At 63.7% G+C, this 17,478-nt stretch carries 14 protein-coding genes; 5 read left to right on the top strand and 9 right to left on the bottom strand.

Features of this window, described 5'->3' with window-relative positions; translation table 11 throughout:
* Positions 1–33 precede the first annotated feature (33 nt).
* Positions 34–1,176, bottom strand: a complete 1,143-nt coding sequence (locus GRB80_RS01715; RefSeq protein WP_161422329.1) for a polysaccharide export protein — start codon at positions 1,174–1,176, stop codon at positions 34–36.
* 1,340 nt (positions 1,177–2,516) lie between these two features.
* On the opposite strand from GRB80_RS01715, the gene GRB80_RS01710 reads away from it, so the two are divergent.
* From GRB80_RS01710 to GRB80_RS01690, 5 genes are all read left to right on the top strand, one after another.
* Positions 2,517–2,819, top strand: a complete 303-nt coding sequence (locus GRB80_RS01710; RefSeq protein WP_161422328.1) for a hypothetical protein — start codon at positions 2,517–2,519, stop codon at positions 2,817–2,819.
* Positions 2,820–2,833: 14 nt separating this feature from the next.
* Positions 2,834–3,685, top strand: coding sequence for a YjbF family lipoprotein (locus GRB80_RS01705; protein ID WP_161422327.1), 852 nt, complete (start codon positions 2,834–2,836; stop codon positions 3,683–3,685).
* 156 nt (positions 3,686–3,841) lie between these two features.
* A complete protein-coding gene (locus GRB80_RS01700) occupies positions 3,842–4,705 on the top strand; it encodes a capsule biosynthesis GfcC family protein (protein ID WP_161422326.1) in 864 nt (287 codons plus the stop codon).
* 107 nt (positions 4,706–4,812) lie between these two features.
* Positions 4,813–6,873, top strand: a complete 2,061-nt coding sequence (locus GRB80_RS01695; protein WP_309663481.1) for a YjbH domain-containing protein — start codon at positions 4,813–4,815, stop codon at positions 6,871–6,873.
* Positions 6,874–7,201: 328 nt separating this feature from the next.
* Complete coding sequence (locus GRB80_RS01690; RefSeq protein WP_161422324.1) at positions 7,202–9,298, top strand: polysaccharide biosynthesis protein; 2,097 nt, start codon at positions 7,202–7,204, stop codon at positions 9,296–9,298.
* 395 nt (positions 9,299–9,693) lie between these two features.
* On the opposite strand, the gene GRB80_RS01685 is transcribed toward GRB80_RS01690, so the two are convergent.
* The 8 genes from GRB80_RS01685 to GRB80_RS01650 all read right to left on the bottom strand — a co-directional run bounded on the left by GRB80_RS01685 (position 9,694) and on the right by GRB80_RS01650 (position 17,462).
* Entirely contained in the window at positions 9,694–10,104 is a 411-nt protein-coding gene (locus tag GRB80_RS01685; RefSeq protein WP_161422323.1) for a DUF2442 domain-containing protein, read from the bottom strand.
* Complete coding sequence (locus GRB80_RS16595) at positions 10,091–10,339, bottom strand: DUF4160 domain-containing protein (protein WP_083868104.1); 249 nt, start codon at positions 10,337–10,339, stop codon at positions 10,091–10,093. The genes GRB80_RS01685 and GRB80_RS16595 overlap by 14 nt, the downstream gene beginning before the upstream one ends.
* Positions 10,340–10,773: 434 nt before the next feature.
* Entirely contained in the window at positions 10,774–11,376 is a 603-nt protein-coding gene (locus GRB80_RS01675) for a sugar transferase (protein ID WP_161422322.1), read from the bottom strand.
* Positions 11,373–12,500, bottom strand: coding sequence for a glycosyltransferase family 4 protein (locus GRB80_RS01670; RefSeq protein ID WP_161422321.1), 1,128 nt, complete (start codon positions 12,498–12,500; stop codon positions 11,373–11,375). Before GRB80_RS01670 ends, GRB80_RS01675 begins: the two co-directional genes overlap by 4 nt.
* Positions 12,497–13,738, bottom strand: coding sequence for a glycosyltransferase (locus GRB80_RS01665; RefSeq protein ID WP_161422320.1), 1,242 nt, complete (start codon positions 13,736–13,738; stop codon positions 12,497–12,499). The genes GRB80_RS01670 and GRB80_RS01665 overlap by 4 nt, the downstream gene beginning before the upstream one ends.
* A complete protein-coding gene (locus GRB80_RS01660; protein WP_161422319.1) occupies positions 13,735–14,925 on the bottom strand; it encodes a glycosyltransferase in 1,191 nt (396 codons plus the stop codon). Before GRB80_RS01660 ends, GRB80_RS01665 begins: the two co-directional genes overlap by 4 nt.
* A gap of 100 nt (positions 14,926–15,025) precedes the next feature.
* A complete protein-coding gene (locus GRB80_RS01655) occupies positions 15,026–16,237 on the bottom strand; it encodes an O-antigen ligase family protein (RefSeq protein WP_161422318.1) in 1,212 nt (403 codons plus the stop codon).
* A gap of 139 nt (positions 16,238–16,376) precedes the next feature.
* Positions 16,377–17,462 carry a glycosyltransferase family 2 protein gene (locus GRB80_RS01650; RefSeq protein WP_161422317.1) on the bottom strand — a complete coding sequence of 362 codons (1,086 nt, stop codon included), beginning with the start codon at positions 17,460–17,462 and terminating at the stop codon, positions 16,377–16,379.
* Between the last annotated feature and the right edge of the window lie 16 nt (positions 17,463–17,478).

The raw sequence follows: 17,478 nt of genomic DNA, 5'->3' as shown, positions 1-17,478 counted from the left end.
GCTGAAAAATCGTTGGCCGAAACGTTGGCTGAATTACAGGTCGCTGACGTCGTTGGCGCTGTCCGCCACGCTACCCGGCAGCACCAGCGAGGGCAGCAGCAGGCTGATCACGCGGTTCCAGCGGGCCAGGGGCGCGGTGGTGACGTAGACCACATCCTGGGGCTCGAGCACGAAGTGGCTGCCCATGCTGAAGGCGGCGGCGTTGCGCACATCGAGCTGATAGACGGTGGCCAGCTTGTCGCTGTCGGCGGCCTGGCTGCGAATCACGAAGATGCCCGAGGGCTCCGCGGTGGTTTCGCTGATGCCACCGGCCCGTGCCACGGCATCGGTCAGCGAGAGGCGCTCGTTGCCCAGGGCGAAGTTGCCGGGCGAGCCCACCTGCCCCATGACCGCCACGGCCTGGTTCTCGGAACTGGGCACGTGCACCACGTCACCATCCTGAAGCAGCACGTTCTGGGTCTGGTCGCCCTCGCGCAGCAGCTGGTAGAGCGAGATACGCTGCTCCTGGCCATTGCGGGTCAGGATCACCTCGTGCCAGTTGGCGGTGGGCTGGGCGCCGCCCACCTGGCTGATGGCGTCGGCCAGGGTCAGTGGCACGCTGGTGATGGGCAAGGTACCGGGGGCGGCGACCGACCCACTCACGTAGACCTTCTTGGAGTTGAAGGCCGCCATGCGCACATCCACCTGCGGTTCGGCCAGAAAGTTGGAGAGCCGCCGGGCCAGGATGTTGCGGACCTCATCGAGGGTCAGCCCGGCCACCTTCACCCGCCCGATATAGGGGTAGAAGATGGTGCCGTCGCTGCGCACCTCGTTGCCCGCATCGGCGGCGCTGCGCTCGGAGCCGGCGGGGATGGTCAGCTCGGGGTGGTCGTAGACGATCACGCTCAGCACATCGCCGGGCCCTACGCGATACTCGTACTCATCGATGGCCTGGCGCAGATCGCCGGGCATGGGCGCGGCCTGGCTCTCGGCCAGCCGGAAGCTTGCCACCAGCCCCGGGGTGATCGGTTCGATATCGACCAGATCGTCGATCGGTGCGGTTTCCGCCTGGTAATCGATATGCCCCCCGGGCGCCAGGGAGCAGCCCGACAGCAGAAGGGCCGCCGTGCAGGCGACCAGCAGCGTCGAGCGAGAGGCCAGTGCGTGACGCTTGCGTGGGGTCGACGAGTGGGTCATGTGGATTCCTCTTGAAAGCAGCCGCCAGGCGGATGGAGCAGGCGCCATGAAAGAGAGCGGTGGAAGGGTGACAGCCATCTTCCGGCCAAATCTGGTTACATCATGTAACGTAGCAGTGAACGTTAGCCACGCCTAGTCCTGCAATACCAAATTTCTGGTTGAGCGCCAGATGGCGGTCGCCGGAAAGCCTCGAGAGCCTGTCACGCCAAGCGTTGAAAGAGCCTGCGTGCATCTTGGGTTGAATCCGGGCACGCTACCGCCCCGAGGTTGCAAGGCGCATCCCCGAGGCCAGTATCTATTCCAAGATCTATCCCAGGACCTAGCCCAGGATCTATCCATTGGTTTCCCGTTGTCGTGTACCGATGATCTCGCTGGTGGTGTGTGGCCGCGTTTCAAACAGGCGCGAGCGCCCCAGCCGCATGGCGTCGAGGCGGATCAGTTAAGCTTGTAGCGCCGGGATGTTACACAAGAACGACGACCTTCACTATGGCACGAAGTGATGAATCGACCTGGCACACCTTGTTTGTCGGCATTGTCTTACAAGTGAGTAGTCCGAACCCAACACCCAGGCCGCAGCCTGCCCCTCCTCGCCACTTATCGCCCTTCCACCAGCCAGTTTCACGCTGACCCGCGAAGGGCCCACCCGCCAAGGGAGGCCTGCGGCCTCCGTTCGCCCGGCAGAGCCGGCCTCCTACAAAAACCTGCTGCTTGGCGGCTATTGGGAGGCCTACGGCCTCCGTTCGCCCGGCAGAGCCGGCCTCCCACAAAAACCTGCTGCTTGGCGGCTATTGGGAGGCTTGCGGCCTCCGTTCGCCCGGCGGAGCCGGTCTCCTGCAAAAAAATACCTGCTGCTTGGCGGCTATTGGGAGGCCTTCGCCTCCGTTCGCCCGGCGGAGCCGGCCTCCCACAAAAACCTGCTGCTTGGCGGCTATTGGGAGGCCTTCGCCTCCGTTCGCCCGGCGGAGCCGGTCTCCTGCAAAAAAATACCTGCTGCTTGGCGGCTATTGGGAGGCCTACGGCCTCCGTTCGCCCGGCGGAGCCGGTCTCCTACAAAAAAATACCTGCTGCTTGGCTGCCAAGGAAGGCCTGCGGCCTTGCACTTTCCGCGCCTTACAACACGCGCGCATTGATGCGACTATGCTAGGGGCGTACAAACTATGCTAGACACATACAAACGGTTACGATCACTCAAGCCTGCCCATTGCACTACACCAGGTGCCTGAAGAGAGACCGGCCAAGAGCAAAGAGTGAAGAGCGACCGGAAACAGATGAGTCGCTTGAATAGGTAAGACACGAGACTGGTAAGCCGCGAGACAGGTGAGAGAAACAGGAGAGAGACCATGAAAGCGCAGTGTAAACGCTCGATCGCCCTGCTGGCGGTAGCCGGCATGCTGGCAAGCTCCACCGCCCTGGCCCAGGGCGCGGCGACGCCTCCCCCCGCCGCGGGCGGCTCTCCGGCAGGCGGCGGCCTGGAGGGGCTGAGCAAGGCGACCGGCCTGTCTCAGACTACCCTGGTCGTAGCCGGCACGGCGCTCGGCCTCGGGGTCCTGGTGGCATTGACGACCGATGGCGACAACAACGGCAGCAGCGGTACGGGTACCGGCACGGGTACGGGTACTGGCACCGGCACCGGCACCAACTGAGGCATCGCTCATCGATGGTGAACTTCCATGACCCCGCTGGCCGCTCCCCGGGGCGCCGCCCCGCCGCCCGGCTGCTGACCCTGGGCGCCTGCCTGCTCTGGCTGACGGGCTGTGCCAGTCACGGCAATACCCCCCTGGGCGATGCCCTGACGGACCTACTGCCCGAGGGGGCCGCCGGCGAAGCGAGCCTTGCCCAGCGGGCGGGCGCCCTGCCCTACGCCTCGCTTGCGGTTGACAGCCAGCGCCATCGCGGTCTGGTGGTGATGGGCACCGCCGCCGGTGAAACGACCTACTGGCCGACGGGCCATCAGGGCGTGCTGGTGCTCCACCGCGATGGCCTGCAGGCGACCAGCGGCCTGGGCAGCGATCTCCTTGGTACCCGTTATCTCCCCCTGCAGGCACCGAACGCTGGTGCCGGTGAGGCGGTGCATCGGCAAGCCGATACCGGGGAAGCCGATACCGGGGAAGCCGATACCGGGAAAGCCGATACCGGGAAAGCAGACATCGTGGCTGCAGATGCCGAGGTAGCAGGCACCCTGGATGACACTCTGGACTATGTGCCCTGGCGAGAAGTGCGCCCCGGGGCCTTTCGCCTGGAGCGCCAGTGGCTGGAGGCGGATGGGCTGCCTCGCCAGCTGGGGGCGCGTGGCGCCCTGACGTGCCACGATACGCTGGAGCCTCTCGCCTTGCCGCTGGGTGAACAACGGCTGCAGCGCTGCGAGATGACCCTGAACTGGGAAAATGGCGAGCAGACTCGCTCAACCCTGTGGCGTGACCGTGACACCCTGCGCCTCTGGGCCGTGGAGGGAGAGCCCTGGCCGGGCGCACCACACATCGAGTGGCGGGTCGCGCGGGCCTGGTGGTAACGCAGCAGACCAGTATTCGAGAAGGGGCGCTGAGGCCACCTATCCAAATGGGACCAACTATCCAAATGGGGCCAACTATCCAAATGGGGCCACCTATCCAAATAGAGGACGTGACCCGGCCCAGGTGCCAGGAGTTACGGGGAACGAGGGGACGATGTGATTAATGGAGCTTTCCGCCGACGGAGCATGGCGTGGCTGGCGGCAGCTGCCCTTGGCCTGGGCGGTCTCGGTCTGGGTGACACGGGAACGGTGCTTGGCGCCACCACACCACCGGCGACCCTGGCCGATGCCTGGCTGGACCTCGAGCGGCGCCAGCCCGGCGCCATCGAGTGGCAACACGCCTTCGCGCTTCGCGACACCACCGCCGAGAGCGTGCCGAGCCTGCGCCGACGCCTGATGGGCGACCTGCATACCCTGGCGGTGAGCGCTCGGGTGGCCGGCAACGCGCCTCGCCAACGGAGCCTCGAGGCCTGGCGCGCGCATCTCGGCGAGTGGCAGGATCGACATATCCGCACACCGCAGCGACTGGATCTGCCCTGGCTGGCGGCCAATCTTCGCCACAACCCGCCACTCGAGCGTATCGTGCACTTCGGGGTCTGTGAGGCGCCCAACTGGGTGGAGGTGTGGAGCCTGGACGGTGTCACGCGCCTGGACTGGGTGCCCGACATGTCACTCGAGCACCTGCGCGACTCGCTCTCCGCCAGCGCGGCCCGTCAGAGCGATACCGCCGCCATCATCACCCCGCTGGGAGAGGTTCATCGCCGCGGCATCGCGGCCTGGAACCATCAACCGACGTCGCTTGCCCCGGGGAGTCGCGTGCTGCTGGAGCTACCCTCTCGCCAGGGGCTTCGCGGCGCCCTGCCCTTCCCGGGGGTCGGCGATGAGGAGGACCTGATCAACCGGCGCCTGCCCGAACTGCTGGCGACCCGCGTGCCCGGTGAGCGCTGCCGGGTATGGGGCAACGACGAGGGGCACAATGACGAGGGGCACAATGACGAGGGACACGAGGTCAAGGAATGAGAACTGTCACTATCGTTAGCCGTAACGGCCGTAACGTCAGCCCTGATGTCAGCGGATGCGTGGGCCGGCACACCCCAGGATGCGTCAGAACAAGCGTTGCCGCACTCGTGACCGGCAGCCTGGTTGCCGTGGCCACCCCCGCCCTGAGCCAGGAGGGGATCGCCGGGCAGCTGGGCGCGGGACAGAGCGACTTTGGCGGCGTCGGCCTGATGCAGACCCCCACGGCACACATGGCGCCGGTGGGCACCATGAGCATCAACTGGAGCCGCACCGCGCCCTATCGTCGCTACAGCGTGTTTATCCAGCCGGTCGAGTGGTTCGAGGGCGGCTTTCGCTATGTGGAGGTCGAGGATGTCAGCACCAGCCTCTTCGACCGCTACCTCGACAAGGGCTTCGACATGAAGCTTCGCCTGCTCGAGGAGACCCGCTACTGGCCACAGCTGGCCGTGGGGCTGCGTGATGTGGGGGGGACGACCCTGTTCGGCTCGGAGTATCTGGCGGCGAGCAAGCGCTGGTATGACTTCGACTTCACGCTGGGCATCGGCTGGGGCTACCTGGGGGCCGCCAGTGATATCGACTCCCCCCTGGGTTGGCTCGCCGACCGCTTCGACGACCGGCCGAACCGGGCCGGTGGCGACCAGGGCGGCGAGTTCGCCGTGGACGCGCTGTTTCACGGTCCGGCCTCGATCTTCGGTGGCGTGGAGTGGCAGACCCCCTGGGACCCACTGGTGCTGCAGCTGGAGTATGAGGGCAACGACTATGCCGACGAGCCGCTCGGCAACGACCAGCAGAGCGACTCACGCGTCAATATCGGCGCACGCCTGGCCGTGACCGACAATCTCGAGCTGCGCGCCGGCTGGGAGCGGGGCAGCACCGCCATGGCCGGCATCAGCTACCATATTGACCTGGCGGGACTCAGCCAGGTGAAGCGGGATCCCGCGCCACGTGATATCGACGCGCCCGCCTTCGCCGACTGGGCCAGCGCGACCCAGGCCCTGGAGGAGAGTGCCGGCATGCGGGTGCATGAGATCGCCGAGAGTGGCAATAGCCTGCGCGTGGTGGCCGAGCCCGGCAGGTTCCGCAACCTCAACCAGAGCGAGGGGCGCGCCGCGCGCATCCTGCATGCCCAGGCCGGGCCGGAGATCGATACCTTCCGCTTCCAGTGGCAGCAGAACGGGCTGGCGCTGCGTGAGGATGTGCATGATCGTGCGGCCTTCGTGGCGGCGGCAGACTCGGCGGACCGGGAGTTTGGTCACCGCTACGGGATCTACTCCCATGCGCGCCTGGCCGACCCGGCCGCCGAGGAGGTCGTGCATCGTGAATCGCCACGGCGCTTCAACTGGCGAGTGGGGCCGCGTCTCGACCAGAACTTCGGCGGCCCGGATGGCTATCTCTATCGGCTGGTGGCGGTCGCCTCGGGCGAGTACCACACCGATCGCCATGGCTGGCTCTCCGCCGCCGGCGCCTGGACGGTGGCAGACAACCTCGATGGCTACGAGTACCTGGGGCCCTCGGAACTGCCCCGGGTACGCAGCTATATCGGGGACTATCTGTCGGCCTCCGATGTGGGGATAGAGAACCTGCAGTACACCCGCACCGCCAACCTGGCCGATGACTGGTACGCCATGGGCTATGCCGGCCTGCTGGATATGATGTTTGCCGGTGCCGGCGCGGAGGTGCTGCACCGCCCCCTCGATAGCCCCTTCGCCATTGGTGCGGATGTCAACTGGGTGCGCCAGCGCGACTTCGAACAGGGCTTCGAGATGCGCGACTATGACACCTGGACCGGCCATCTCAACGCCTATATCGAGACCGGCTTCGAGGATATCCTGGCCAAGGTGAGCGTTGGCCGCTATCTGGCCGGCGATGTCGGCGGCACCCTGGATCTGTCTCGCGAGTTCGACTCCGGCGTGCGGGTCGGCGCCTGGGGTACCTGGACCGATGCCGATGATGACTTCGGCGAGGGGGGCTTCGACAAGGGGCTGTATGTGTCGTTTCCTCTCGATGCCTTCTTTACCCGCTCGAGTCGCAGTGCGGCTACCCTGGCATGGCGCCCGCTCACCCGCGATGGCGGGGCGCGTCTGGGTCGACGCTATCGGCTCTATGACATGACCGAGGAGCGTAACCTGGCCCCCTACTGGGACGGTTACCCCGCTACCTGGGAGTGAGCCCTGCACCCTCCCGCTTGCCTCGTGATGGCGTCGAAGGGACCGGATCGGGAATCCATGTGATCTCCCGCCCGGTCCCTCGAGTATGACTTCCATCATCCTGGCTCATCACCGATTTCAACTTGGCAACGCCTCGATTGGCTTTATAGTGAAGTTACATAACGTCACATTTAATTACCTCTAACCACATCACTCTTCAAGGGTATACCCAAGGGCGAGATTGAGGGCAATCACTCAGCATTCGCTTGCAATGGTCAGACGTCCTGAAGGCGTGTCGAGGTAATGGGGGTCGTGGACGCAGGTAACTTCGCCATAAGGAGTCAGGCCGATGAGTTTGCTGTTGCAGCGCGCCTTTCGCATCTCTCGCCGCAACAAGCGGCTGCTGCTGTTGATACTGGATGCCCTGATACTCTCGGCCTGCCTGGTACTGGCGATGGTATTGAAGCAGGGAACCATGATGGCGGCGACCAACGCTGCGTCGCCGGTGCTGCTGGTCGCGGTGCCGCTCTGCCTGATCACGCTGTGGCTGATGGGGTTCTATCACGCCATCGTGCGCTTCATGGGGCTGCGAGCCCTGCTGACCATGGCAGTCGGCCTGCCGCTCGCCAGCCTGGCCCTGTGGGGCGCCAGCCGGGCCCTGGGTTTCCCCCTCTCCGGCTCGACGCTGTCGATCTTTGCCCTGCTCTCGCTGCTCGGTCTCAGCATCTCGCGGCTGGTGGTGCGCAGCCTCTACCAGCAGATCACGATGCGCCCGCGCATCCGGGTGGTCATCTACGGGGCCGGTTCGGCCGGGGTGCAGCTGGTCAACTCGCTGCGCCAGGGCAAGGAGTTTTTGCCCGTGGCCTTTGTCGATGACTGGCGCGGCATGCACGGCACCATTGTTCAGGGCCTCAAGGTGTACTCGCCGCAGCGGCTGGAGCGACTGCTCGAGCGCTGCGGCGCCGAGCGCATTCTGCTGGCCATGCCGAGCCTGCCCCGTGTGAAACGCCGCGAGATCCTGCACTCTCTGGAAACCCTCAAGGCGCCGGTGCAGACGATTCCCGCCATCGAGGAGATGGTTCGACACGGGGCGCAGATCAACGAGATCCGCGATGTCTCGGTAGAGGACCTGCTGGGGCGCGAACCGATCGCGGCTCGCCAGGAGCTGCTGCAGGCCAATGTGCGCGACAAGGTGGTCATGGTGACCGGTGCCGGGGGGTCGATCGGCAGCGAGCTGTGTCGGCAGATCCTGCGCCAGCGGCCGCGCATGCTGTTGCTGCTGGAACTGAGCGAGTTCGCGCTCTACGCCATCGATGGCGAGCTGCGTGATATCGCCACGACAGAGGGCCTGACCGATATCGAGATCAAGCCGCTGCTGGGCTCGGTACAGAACCGTCAGCGCCTTGAGGGCGTAATGCGCAGCTTCGGTGTGCAGACGCTCTATCACGCCGCCGCCTACAAGCATGTGCCGATGGTGGAGTACAACGTCGCCGAAGGGGTGCGCAACAATGTGTTCGGCACTCTGGAAACCGCCCTGGCGGCGGTGGCCGCCGAGGTCGAAACCTTTGTGCTCGTCTCCACCGACAAGGCGGTAAGGCCCACCAACGTGATGGGCACCACCAAGCGGCTGGCGGAGCTGATCTGTCAGGCGCTGGCCAGACACCAGAGCGGCACGCGGTTCTGCATGGTGCGCTTCGGCAATGTGCTGGGCTCCTCGGGCTCGGTCATCCCCCTGTTCAAGCGCCAGATCGCCAACGGCGGCCCGCTGACCGTGACCCACCCCGATATCACGCGCTTCTTCATGACCATTCCCGAGGCGGCCGAGCTGGTGCTCCAGGCCGGCGCCATGGGCAAGGGGGGCGATGTGTTCGTGCTGGACATGGGAGAGCCGGTGAAGATCTCCGATCTTGCCCGTCAGATGATTCGTCTTTCCGGCCTGGAGGTGCGCTCGGCCGGTCAACCCGCGGGCGACATCGAGATCGTCTTCAGCGGGCTGCGTCCGGGTGAAAAGCTCTACGAGGAGGTGCTGATCGGAGCCAATGCCAGTCTGACCGACCATCCGCGCATCCTGACCGAACAGGAGCAGCACTGGGAGTGGGAGAGGCTCGCTCCCTATCTGCAGCACCTGAGGGAAGCCGTGCAGGCCAACGCGATGGAGCAGGTGCGTGAGTTGCTGGGTAGCGCCCCGACGGCCTATCAGCCCGACAGTCCCATCGTCGACCTGGAGTGGATGAGCCATCGCCACCCCCTCCCCGACGCCACGCCCGATACGGCACAGGAGATCGCCGCTGCCGTTGACAGCGGCGGCGAAACAACCGAAACGCCCAAGACAAGCGTTATCTCGGCAGAGAGTCGCAGAAAGCCACCGATGGCACCCACCTTACCCAGCAACGCCCCGCCGCTAGCGGAGCATGCCCTTGGTCACGCGTTTATCGCGCGGATGTGAGGGGGGAGACCAGGGGCGAGGGGCGAGGGGCGAGGGGCGAGGGGCGAGGGGCGAGGGGCGAGGGGCGAGGGGCGAGGGACAGACTCCCCGCCCCTTGTTTATGGGTCCAAGTTATTGGTTCAAGTAAATCAGCATTTCGCTTCGCGACGGGAGGCCGAGATTGTAGGAGGGATCGGTCCGTCGAAGCGGCTTCGCATCGCGACAGGGGGCCACAGGCCTCCAGATGGCCTAGGGCACTGTAGGAGGGATCGGTCCGCCGAAGCGGCTCTGCATCGCGACAGGAGGCCGAAGGCCTCCCAGATGGTCTAGGAATGAAGGGCGGTTTCGCGAAAAGAAACTGCGTAGATCGTTCTATGTGAAGAAAAGGGTGCTACAGGGAATGTGCCTTGAAAGGCCTACGCCTGTACCTTGCGCGGACGCCCCCCTTTGGCACCATTCCCCCTGGAAGCATGGCTCTTGGCCTGGCTACGGCTGCGCCCCCCTGCGGCGCCCAGCTGGCGAGCCATCCACTGTTTGGAGCCAAACTGCCCTTCCAGGAGAGCGGGCACGTAGAGGTCGGCATCGAGCTGAGGCCAGTGCAGGCCAAGCCCGGAGGGGGACACTTCGATCTCGGCCAAGGCATCCGGTGTGGCATCGTCGAGGCCTTCGACAAGATGCGGAGGAATCGCGAGCTCGAGCCCAGAGTGCAGGCGCACGATCACTCGGCGGGTGCGGCGGTCGTAGCGTGCGGCAACAGCATGGGCATGGTCGCGCTCGGCGGCCATGCGAGCCTCTGCCTGCTGGATGACATCATCAGTAATGGCCATGAATCTCCCTCCATTTGGCACATAACGCCAACAGCTCTTCTGACAGTGCCGACGCGATACGGTTGAGGTCCTTCGAGTTGAATTGGTAACTCTCACGCAACTCGGGGGGACCGCTCGGGCAGTGCAGGATGAAGACTGCTTCACCGCCCTTGCCAATGACGTGTACATGCGCCGGTCGATGGTCGTTGGGGTAAATGACAGCTCTCAGGCCATCGAAACGGAGAATGGTTGGCATGAAGGTAGTCTAGCATAAACCCAAGCGGTTGGGTTTATGCTAGATCGGCCCGAGTCGGGAGGAGGACCCCCACTGTCACGCTAGTTGGAGTTTCAACGGCTGTTAGACTCTGAACGGTTGCTGTGGGAGAACAGCGCCCCCAGATAGAGCGTTTAGATCGGTAACCTTCACCAGGGCGCCTGACGGCGCCAGTCGCGAGGCGGAGCCTCCCTTCTACTAGTCCGGTGGCGCCATGCAGTTTGGCAGGTAGGATCGCCCCGCAATGACAGCAGCGATTCCGCTCTTCGAACCTAGAACCTCGAACCTCGAACCTCGAACCTAGAACCTAGAACCTAGAACCTAGAACCTCGAACCTAGAACCTCGAACCTCGAACCTCGAGCCTAGAACCTAGAACCTAGAACCTCGAACCTCGAACCTCGAGCCTCGCCCCTGATCACGATTTATGCCGCTGCCCCCGGAAGTCCGGGCTGGTGGCATGCCCGGGCTGGCTGACGCCATGCATCTGACATACCCGCCATACGGTCAGACAGAGGATCCAGAGGTCCAGCCGCAAGCTGCGATGATCGACGTACCAGACGTCCAGCTTGAACCTGTCGTCCCAGTCGAGGGCGTTGCGGCCGTTGACCTGTGCCCAGCCGGTGATGCCCGGGCGAACCTCGTGGCGACGATACTGCTCGGGGGTATAGAGCGGCAGGTACTTGTTGAGCAGCGGCCTGGGGCCGACCAGGCTCATGTCGCCCTTGAGCACGTTCCAGAGCTCGGGTAACTCATCGAGACTGGTGGCACGCAGGCATTTGCCGACACGCGTCAGCCGCTCGCCATCGCTGAGAGGCCGGCCCTGGCTATCCCAGGCGTCGCGCATGGTGCGAAACTTGATCAGCGTAAAGGGGGCGGCATGCTGCCCAGGGCGCTGCTGGCGAAACAGCACCCCGGGCCCCATGGTGATGCGCACCAGAAGCGCGATGATGACCAGTAACGGTGCCAGCAGCAGCAGTGCCAGCCCCGAGATGACGATGTCGAACAGGCGCTTGCTCATATGGTGTTGATCTCCTCGAGCATGACGGAATTGACACGGTTGACCTCGAACTTCTCTTCGGCCAACTGGCGGGAGTGCATGCCCATGGCCGGCAGGCTCTCGGGGTGTTCGATCATTCGCCGCATGGCGTTGACCAGCGAGCCCACGCAGCGCGGCGCGACCAGATGGCCGTTGTAACCCTCCAGAACGGTTTCACGACACCCCGGCGTGTCGGTAGTGATGATGGCGCGCCCCATGGCAAGACCCTCGAGCAGCGTACGCGGCACCCCTTCACGATAGCTCGGCAGAACCACCGTGGTCGCGGCCGCCAGTGCCGGCCGCACATCGTCGAGCTGGCCCAGATACTCGAGGCGACCATCGGCCATCCAGGTCTCGAGCTCTTCGGGGGCGATGGCATCGGGTCCGGGGTCCGACTCGCCGACCAGCTGGAAGCGTGCCTGGGGGTGCTCCTGGCGAATCAGACGTGCCGCCTCGGCATACTCGCGGATGCCCTTGGCGACCAGCAGCCGGGCGACCAGCACGAAGACGGGGGTCTCCGGCAGCGCGGTGACAGCGTAATGGGTGGTATCCACGCCCGAGCCATTGACCACCACCGCCGGGGTGGTACCGAGGATCTTGCGGTCGATAAACAGCTGCATGTCGTCCGGGTTCTGGAAGAAGACCTTGTCGCAGCCGGCCAGGGCACGACGGTACAACCCCTCCACGCCACGCCGCAGGGCACGCCGTCTGGTGCTGGTGGCCTCCTCGATAAACGCATATCCCAGACCGGTGATCAGCGCGAAGCGAAACGGAACGCGGGCAAGACGCGCGGCCAGGCTGCCGTAGATCACCGGCTTGATGGTGTAGCTCATGACATGGGTGGGAGCGACACGACGCATCAGCCGGTAGAGCGCACGCAGCGTGGCGAAGTCTGCCCGCGGGTCCATGCCGTTGCGCTGCAGTGGCACCTCATGGGGCTGAATGCCCTGGGCAACCAGCCGCTGGTGCACCCTGCTCTCGGGCGACAGATCGGGTGCGGCCGCGTGAACCTCGAAGCCGTTCTCCTGCAGCGCCAGCATCAGATGCCAGCGAAAATTGATCAGCGAGGGGGCGTATCCGGCGATCAACAGGAAGCGACGTGTCATGGGCTCTGCCTCTCGGTGGGAGGCGCGATGCCTGATGTGATGGCGCCTGGCCGTGGAGCGCCCCGCTCCGTGGCAACCGGTTGTTCAGCGACCGGCTCACCGGGAGCGGGCAGGGTCGACTGCCACAGCGAGGTGTAGGCACTTACCATGCGCGCGACCCCATATTCGTCGCGGATCCGCCGACGACAGCGCCGCTGCCGCTCTTGCCACGCGGCAGGGTGTTGCTGGCGCTCGGTAAGCGCCGCGGCAATCGCCTCGGCCAGGGCCGCGCTGTCGCTTGGGGGCACGACCCAGCCATCGTCGGCCACGATACGTGCGGCATCGCCCACATCGGTCACCACGCAGGGGGTGCCGGCGGCCATGGCCTCGGCCACCACATTGGGAAACCCTTCGCCGCCTTGGCTCGACAGTACATGCAGATCCAGTGCCGCCATCACCACCGGTATATCGGTACGCGTTCCCAGTGCCAGCACGCTGTCGCCCAGGTTTCGACGGGTCAGCCAGTGGTCCACCTCGGGGTTGTCACGGGTGACCTCATCGCCCACCAGCAGGCAGCGTATCGCCATGCCCTGCTGGCGCAGCGTGACGATGGCGTCCAGCAGGCCGGGATGATCCTTCTGAGCGTGGCAGCGCGCCACCATGCCGATCAGCAGGGTGTCGTCGTCGATGCCCAGCGAGTGACGCAACGCCCGCGCCTCATCTGGCTCCGTATCCCACTGCGAGAACTGGTAACCGTTGGGGATGACCCGCAGCTTGTCGGCAGCGTAGCCCACCGCCTGGTGCACCTCGGCCGCCCTGTCGGCACAGCAGACGATCGCGGTGGGTAACCAGGGCGAGAGCCAGGCGCAACACCGGGCGATCCATATCGTCGAACGGGCACTGTGTTCGGGCTCCAGGCCGGTATGCCGAATTCCCCAGAAGATGCGCCGCTGCCCGGCCAGGCGTGCCACCAGGCCGCCCAGGAGGTCGGGGTGATACATCCAGGTCTGCACGATGTCGAAACGCTCCTGCCTGAGCAGCTTCCACAGCCGCCACAGGGGGCCGAGGCGAAACTTGCCCCGCGGCATATCGAGATTGATGACGCGAAAGCCCCGTTCGCTCAGCATCTGTCCGTAGCGCGCCTCGGGCATCAGGCTGATGATCGTGTGTTGGTTGCCGGGGTCGTTGGTGCATAGCCGGAAGAGCACCGCCTGCGCCCCCCCTTCCCCCAGACTGGTAATGATATGGGCGACTCTCATGCTCTTTCTCCTGGGCAGAGGTGGCTGACGCTCCCCGGCGAGACTTGTGGTTCACCGATCTCGAGGGCCTCATGAAGGTAGCGCTGGGCGATATGGGGCAGGTTGAAGCCGCTGGCACGCGCCTGACGCGATTCGGGGGTTCCCGGCGGATCCTGGAGCGCACGCTTCATCCCTGTCGCCAGGCTTTCGATATCCTCCGGCGGGACCAGCACCCCGTGCCGACCCTGCTCGAGGATATCGGCCGAGGCCCCGGGGCAACGAGTCGCTACAACGGGTATTCCGGACGCCAGGGCATCGAGCAGCACATTGGGGAAGCCTTCACGCCGGGAGGAGGAGACAAAGAGTCGGCTGCGCGCCATGACGTGCTGTGGTTGCGCCACGAAGCCGGGCAGATGCACACGCTCCTCGATACCCAGCTCTCGGGCCTGTTCCAGCAGGGCCTGGCGGAGGGGGCCATCACCGAGGATGGCCAGATGCAGCCCAGGATCCTGCAGGCGAGAGAACGCCGCCAGGAGCAGATCAAAGCCCTTGGCCTCCACCAGGCGGCCGGCGGTACAGATCAGCTGCGCCTCGTCGGGTAACGACTCAAGCCCACTCGGCATGGTTGTTGCCTCCGCCGCCGCGGCAGTTGATGTCGACGTGGCGAGGGGCGTCACCGGATTGCCGATATGGCAGCAACGGCCAGGATAAATCCCGGCTCGCTGCAGGGTCGCCAGCACATCATCGGCGATCACCACCATGGTGTCGGCCCTGGGGTAGAGGCGCCTCATCATCCAGCGCAGTGCGCTCTGGCGAAGCCCCGGCGGCATCGCTTCGTCACTGCCCTTCGCACAGGTTTCGCGGATCGCGATGCGACAGGGCCGGCCGGCCAGTTGCCACGCCAGCAGCGCGATCACATTGGCTTCGCTCATGGTGGAGAGCAGCGCCTGGGGGCGCTCTCGCCGCAGATAGCCGAGCAGCGGCAGCATGGCATGTACCACCCGCTTCCTGCCGAGATCCACGATACGCACATCGGCAGAGACGGCATCGAGCAAGGGGCCTCCACTTCTCGCGACCACAAGATGCACCGGCGCCGCTGTCTGGCGAGCGAACTCGTTGGCCAGATTGACGAAGACACGCTCCGCCCCACCCCCGCTCAACGAGGGAATAAAGAGGGTGACCGGTTGTAATGATGGAGATGTCACCATGGACTCCTTATATGCAAGATACGATGGTCATTGTCAGAACACTTTCGGTATCACGTTATGGCGCTATCACGATATTGTGGTTATCACATTGCCATCGCCATCAAGCTGTCACCGGGCCAGGCAGCGATGTCGTAGCCCGCCCGGCTTGATCATCCTGTGTGCTATACCACTCCTCTGGTTGCGCTTGTGGTTGTGCTTGTTCGATCAGCTTCAGGATGACGTAGGCAAATGCGACCGCAAACGCGAACCACAGCCCCTTGTGAAACTCCCAGTTGGCTAGATTCATGGGAATCAACAAGGCGGCTCCCATGACCATCGCCGCCATTCGCCCGCGGTGCAGACGAAGAAACAGATAGGCGAGCCCCGCCCAGAGGCACAGATACATGGCCAGGCCTAACACGCCGAGACCGAACATCACTGAGAGAAAGGCGTTGTGTGGGGCACGACCGATAATTTCGCGAAAGCTCCCGATACCGGCTCCGAACAAGGGGTTGCCGAGACCCTCCATTCCATGCTGCCAGATGTTGCCGCGACCCGAGAAATCACCGGAGCTGATCAGGTCGCCGGCCATCATGTAGCGCATCAGCAGGTATTCGATATCGGCCTGCACCACCAGCTGGTAGACCAGCATGGTGACCGCGACAGGAACAACCAGTATCAGCTTGTAGACAAAGGAGAGCTTGAGCATGATGGCAAGGCTCATCATCACATAAAATCCCATGCCTCCCCTGGAGCCCAACAGGAAGACGGAAAGACCGATAATGCACCATGAAAACAGATAGAAGAGGCGTGTCTTGAAGCCGGCGGTATCCAGCAGGACAAACAGACAGACACCGGACATCACGAACAGAAAGCTCATCCAGTTGGGATTGAAGTTTTCCACCACGATTCGGCGGATAGCATCCGAGGTGGCCGCATGGGAGATCACGGTGATCGCACCGTAGATGGCACCCAGAAGATAAGGTATACAGATCACCTTGAGTCCATAGCAGATACCCGCCAGGCTGATCATCAGCGCCATCACCATGACCTGGACCATGGAGAACCAGCTGATATAGGCCTCATGGGATGAGGGTGCCCAGGCGATGGAGAGCCCGCTATACACAATAAACATCAGCATGGCCAGCGCGAGCATATAGACGACCTGGTTGACTCGCCCCCCCGCAAGCACCAGGAAGAATACCGCCGGCGCGGCGGCAATGCCGATCACCCGGTTGATGGTGCCCAGACCATCGATCACCACCACATTCTCGATCGGTATGGTAAAGATCACCGGAAACAACAGGATGGCAACAATATGTATGGCTCGCATCGTTTATGGCCTCTGCCTGTGTCACCTCTCGACACCTTATGCCGCATGTCAGGGAGGGTGTGTCATCTAAATGCCCTGGTCACCCTTGACTCGGTAACACCGTTAGCACGGTGAAAGCATTGGCTCGGTGACCCCAGGATCAGGTCTCGGCCTGCCCCGCTGGGGATGTTTTTCGCCTGACCCACTCCCTTGCGCCACGGTAGTGGCCGATGCTCTCAGGCCAGGCGAGCAGCAGCCTGGCCAACAAACGGTCGGAAATGCCAAGCTTGTCGCCATAGCTGAGATAAAAGTCACGCCGCTCCTTGTCGCTGATCTCTGGCGACTTCAGAATCTTGAAGATCATATGACGATTCTCGATATCGAAGCTGCGTGTGAAGCGATACTTGAGCCACGCATCCATGCGCCTGTTGGAGAGTATTCGACGGCGATAATGCACCAGTTTTTTATTGATATCGTTGACACTGCTGGACCAGGATCCGGGTACGCGAAAACGATAAAGACTCATTACCTCGGGTAGATAGCAAGCCCCGCCACGCTGAGCGGCCAGTGCATCCAGATAGGCATCGGAGACGAGCTTATCCTCCTGGTCTTTCATGAAGCGCAGCAGCTCAAATGCCACCTTCGCTGTCACCATGACGGCCTGGGTGGGAATGCCGCCATGGCGTTTTTCTATCACCTCTTCGGCGCTTACCACTCGGGGCGTATCCCCGTAACATCCGGTGATATCCTGGCAATCGAGCCCGAAGTAGTGCTTCTCTGCGGGGTGAAATGCCATGTCACAATCCGGGTTGGCCTCCAGCATCTCGACCTGACACTGCAGCTTGTCGGGGTTCGTCCAGGCATCATCACCCTCGCAGTAGGCGATATACCGTCCGCGACATTTGGGAACGGTGTGCTCTTCCGGGGAGATCCCCTGACGCAGCTGATTCTCGCGATGAAGATTGGCCTTGATAAGATTGGGGTAGCGCTCCAGATAGTCTCGAATGATATCCGCTGCGCCATCGTCGGACGCATCGTCATTGACGATGATCTCGAAGGGGAAGGTGGTTTTCTGGGCCAGCATTCCATTCAATGCCGAGGCAATGAATGGCTGATGGTTATAGGTTGCACAGATGATGCTGACCAGCGGCGGCTCGTCCGGCGTCGCCGTGGACCAGGTCGCCATGATCTCCTCTTCTGACCCCATCGGCTGCAGGCCCTGGCTCCCCTTCTGATGTTCATTCATCGCACGACTCCTTATC

Source organism: Halomonas icarae (genome assembly GCF_009901955.1).
GTDB lineage: Bacteria > Pseudomonadota > Gammaproteobacteria > Pseudomonadales > Halomonadaceae > Halomonas > Halomonas icarae.
The sequence above is the reverse complement of the archived record's forward strand: the minus strand, read 5'-3'. Positions and strand labels throughout refer to the sequence as shown.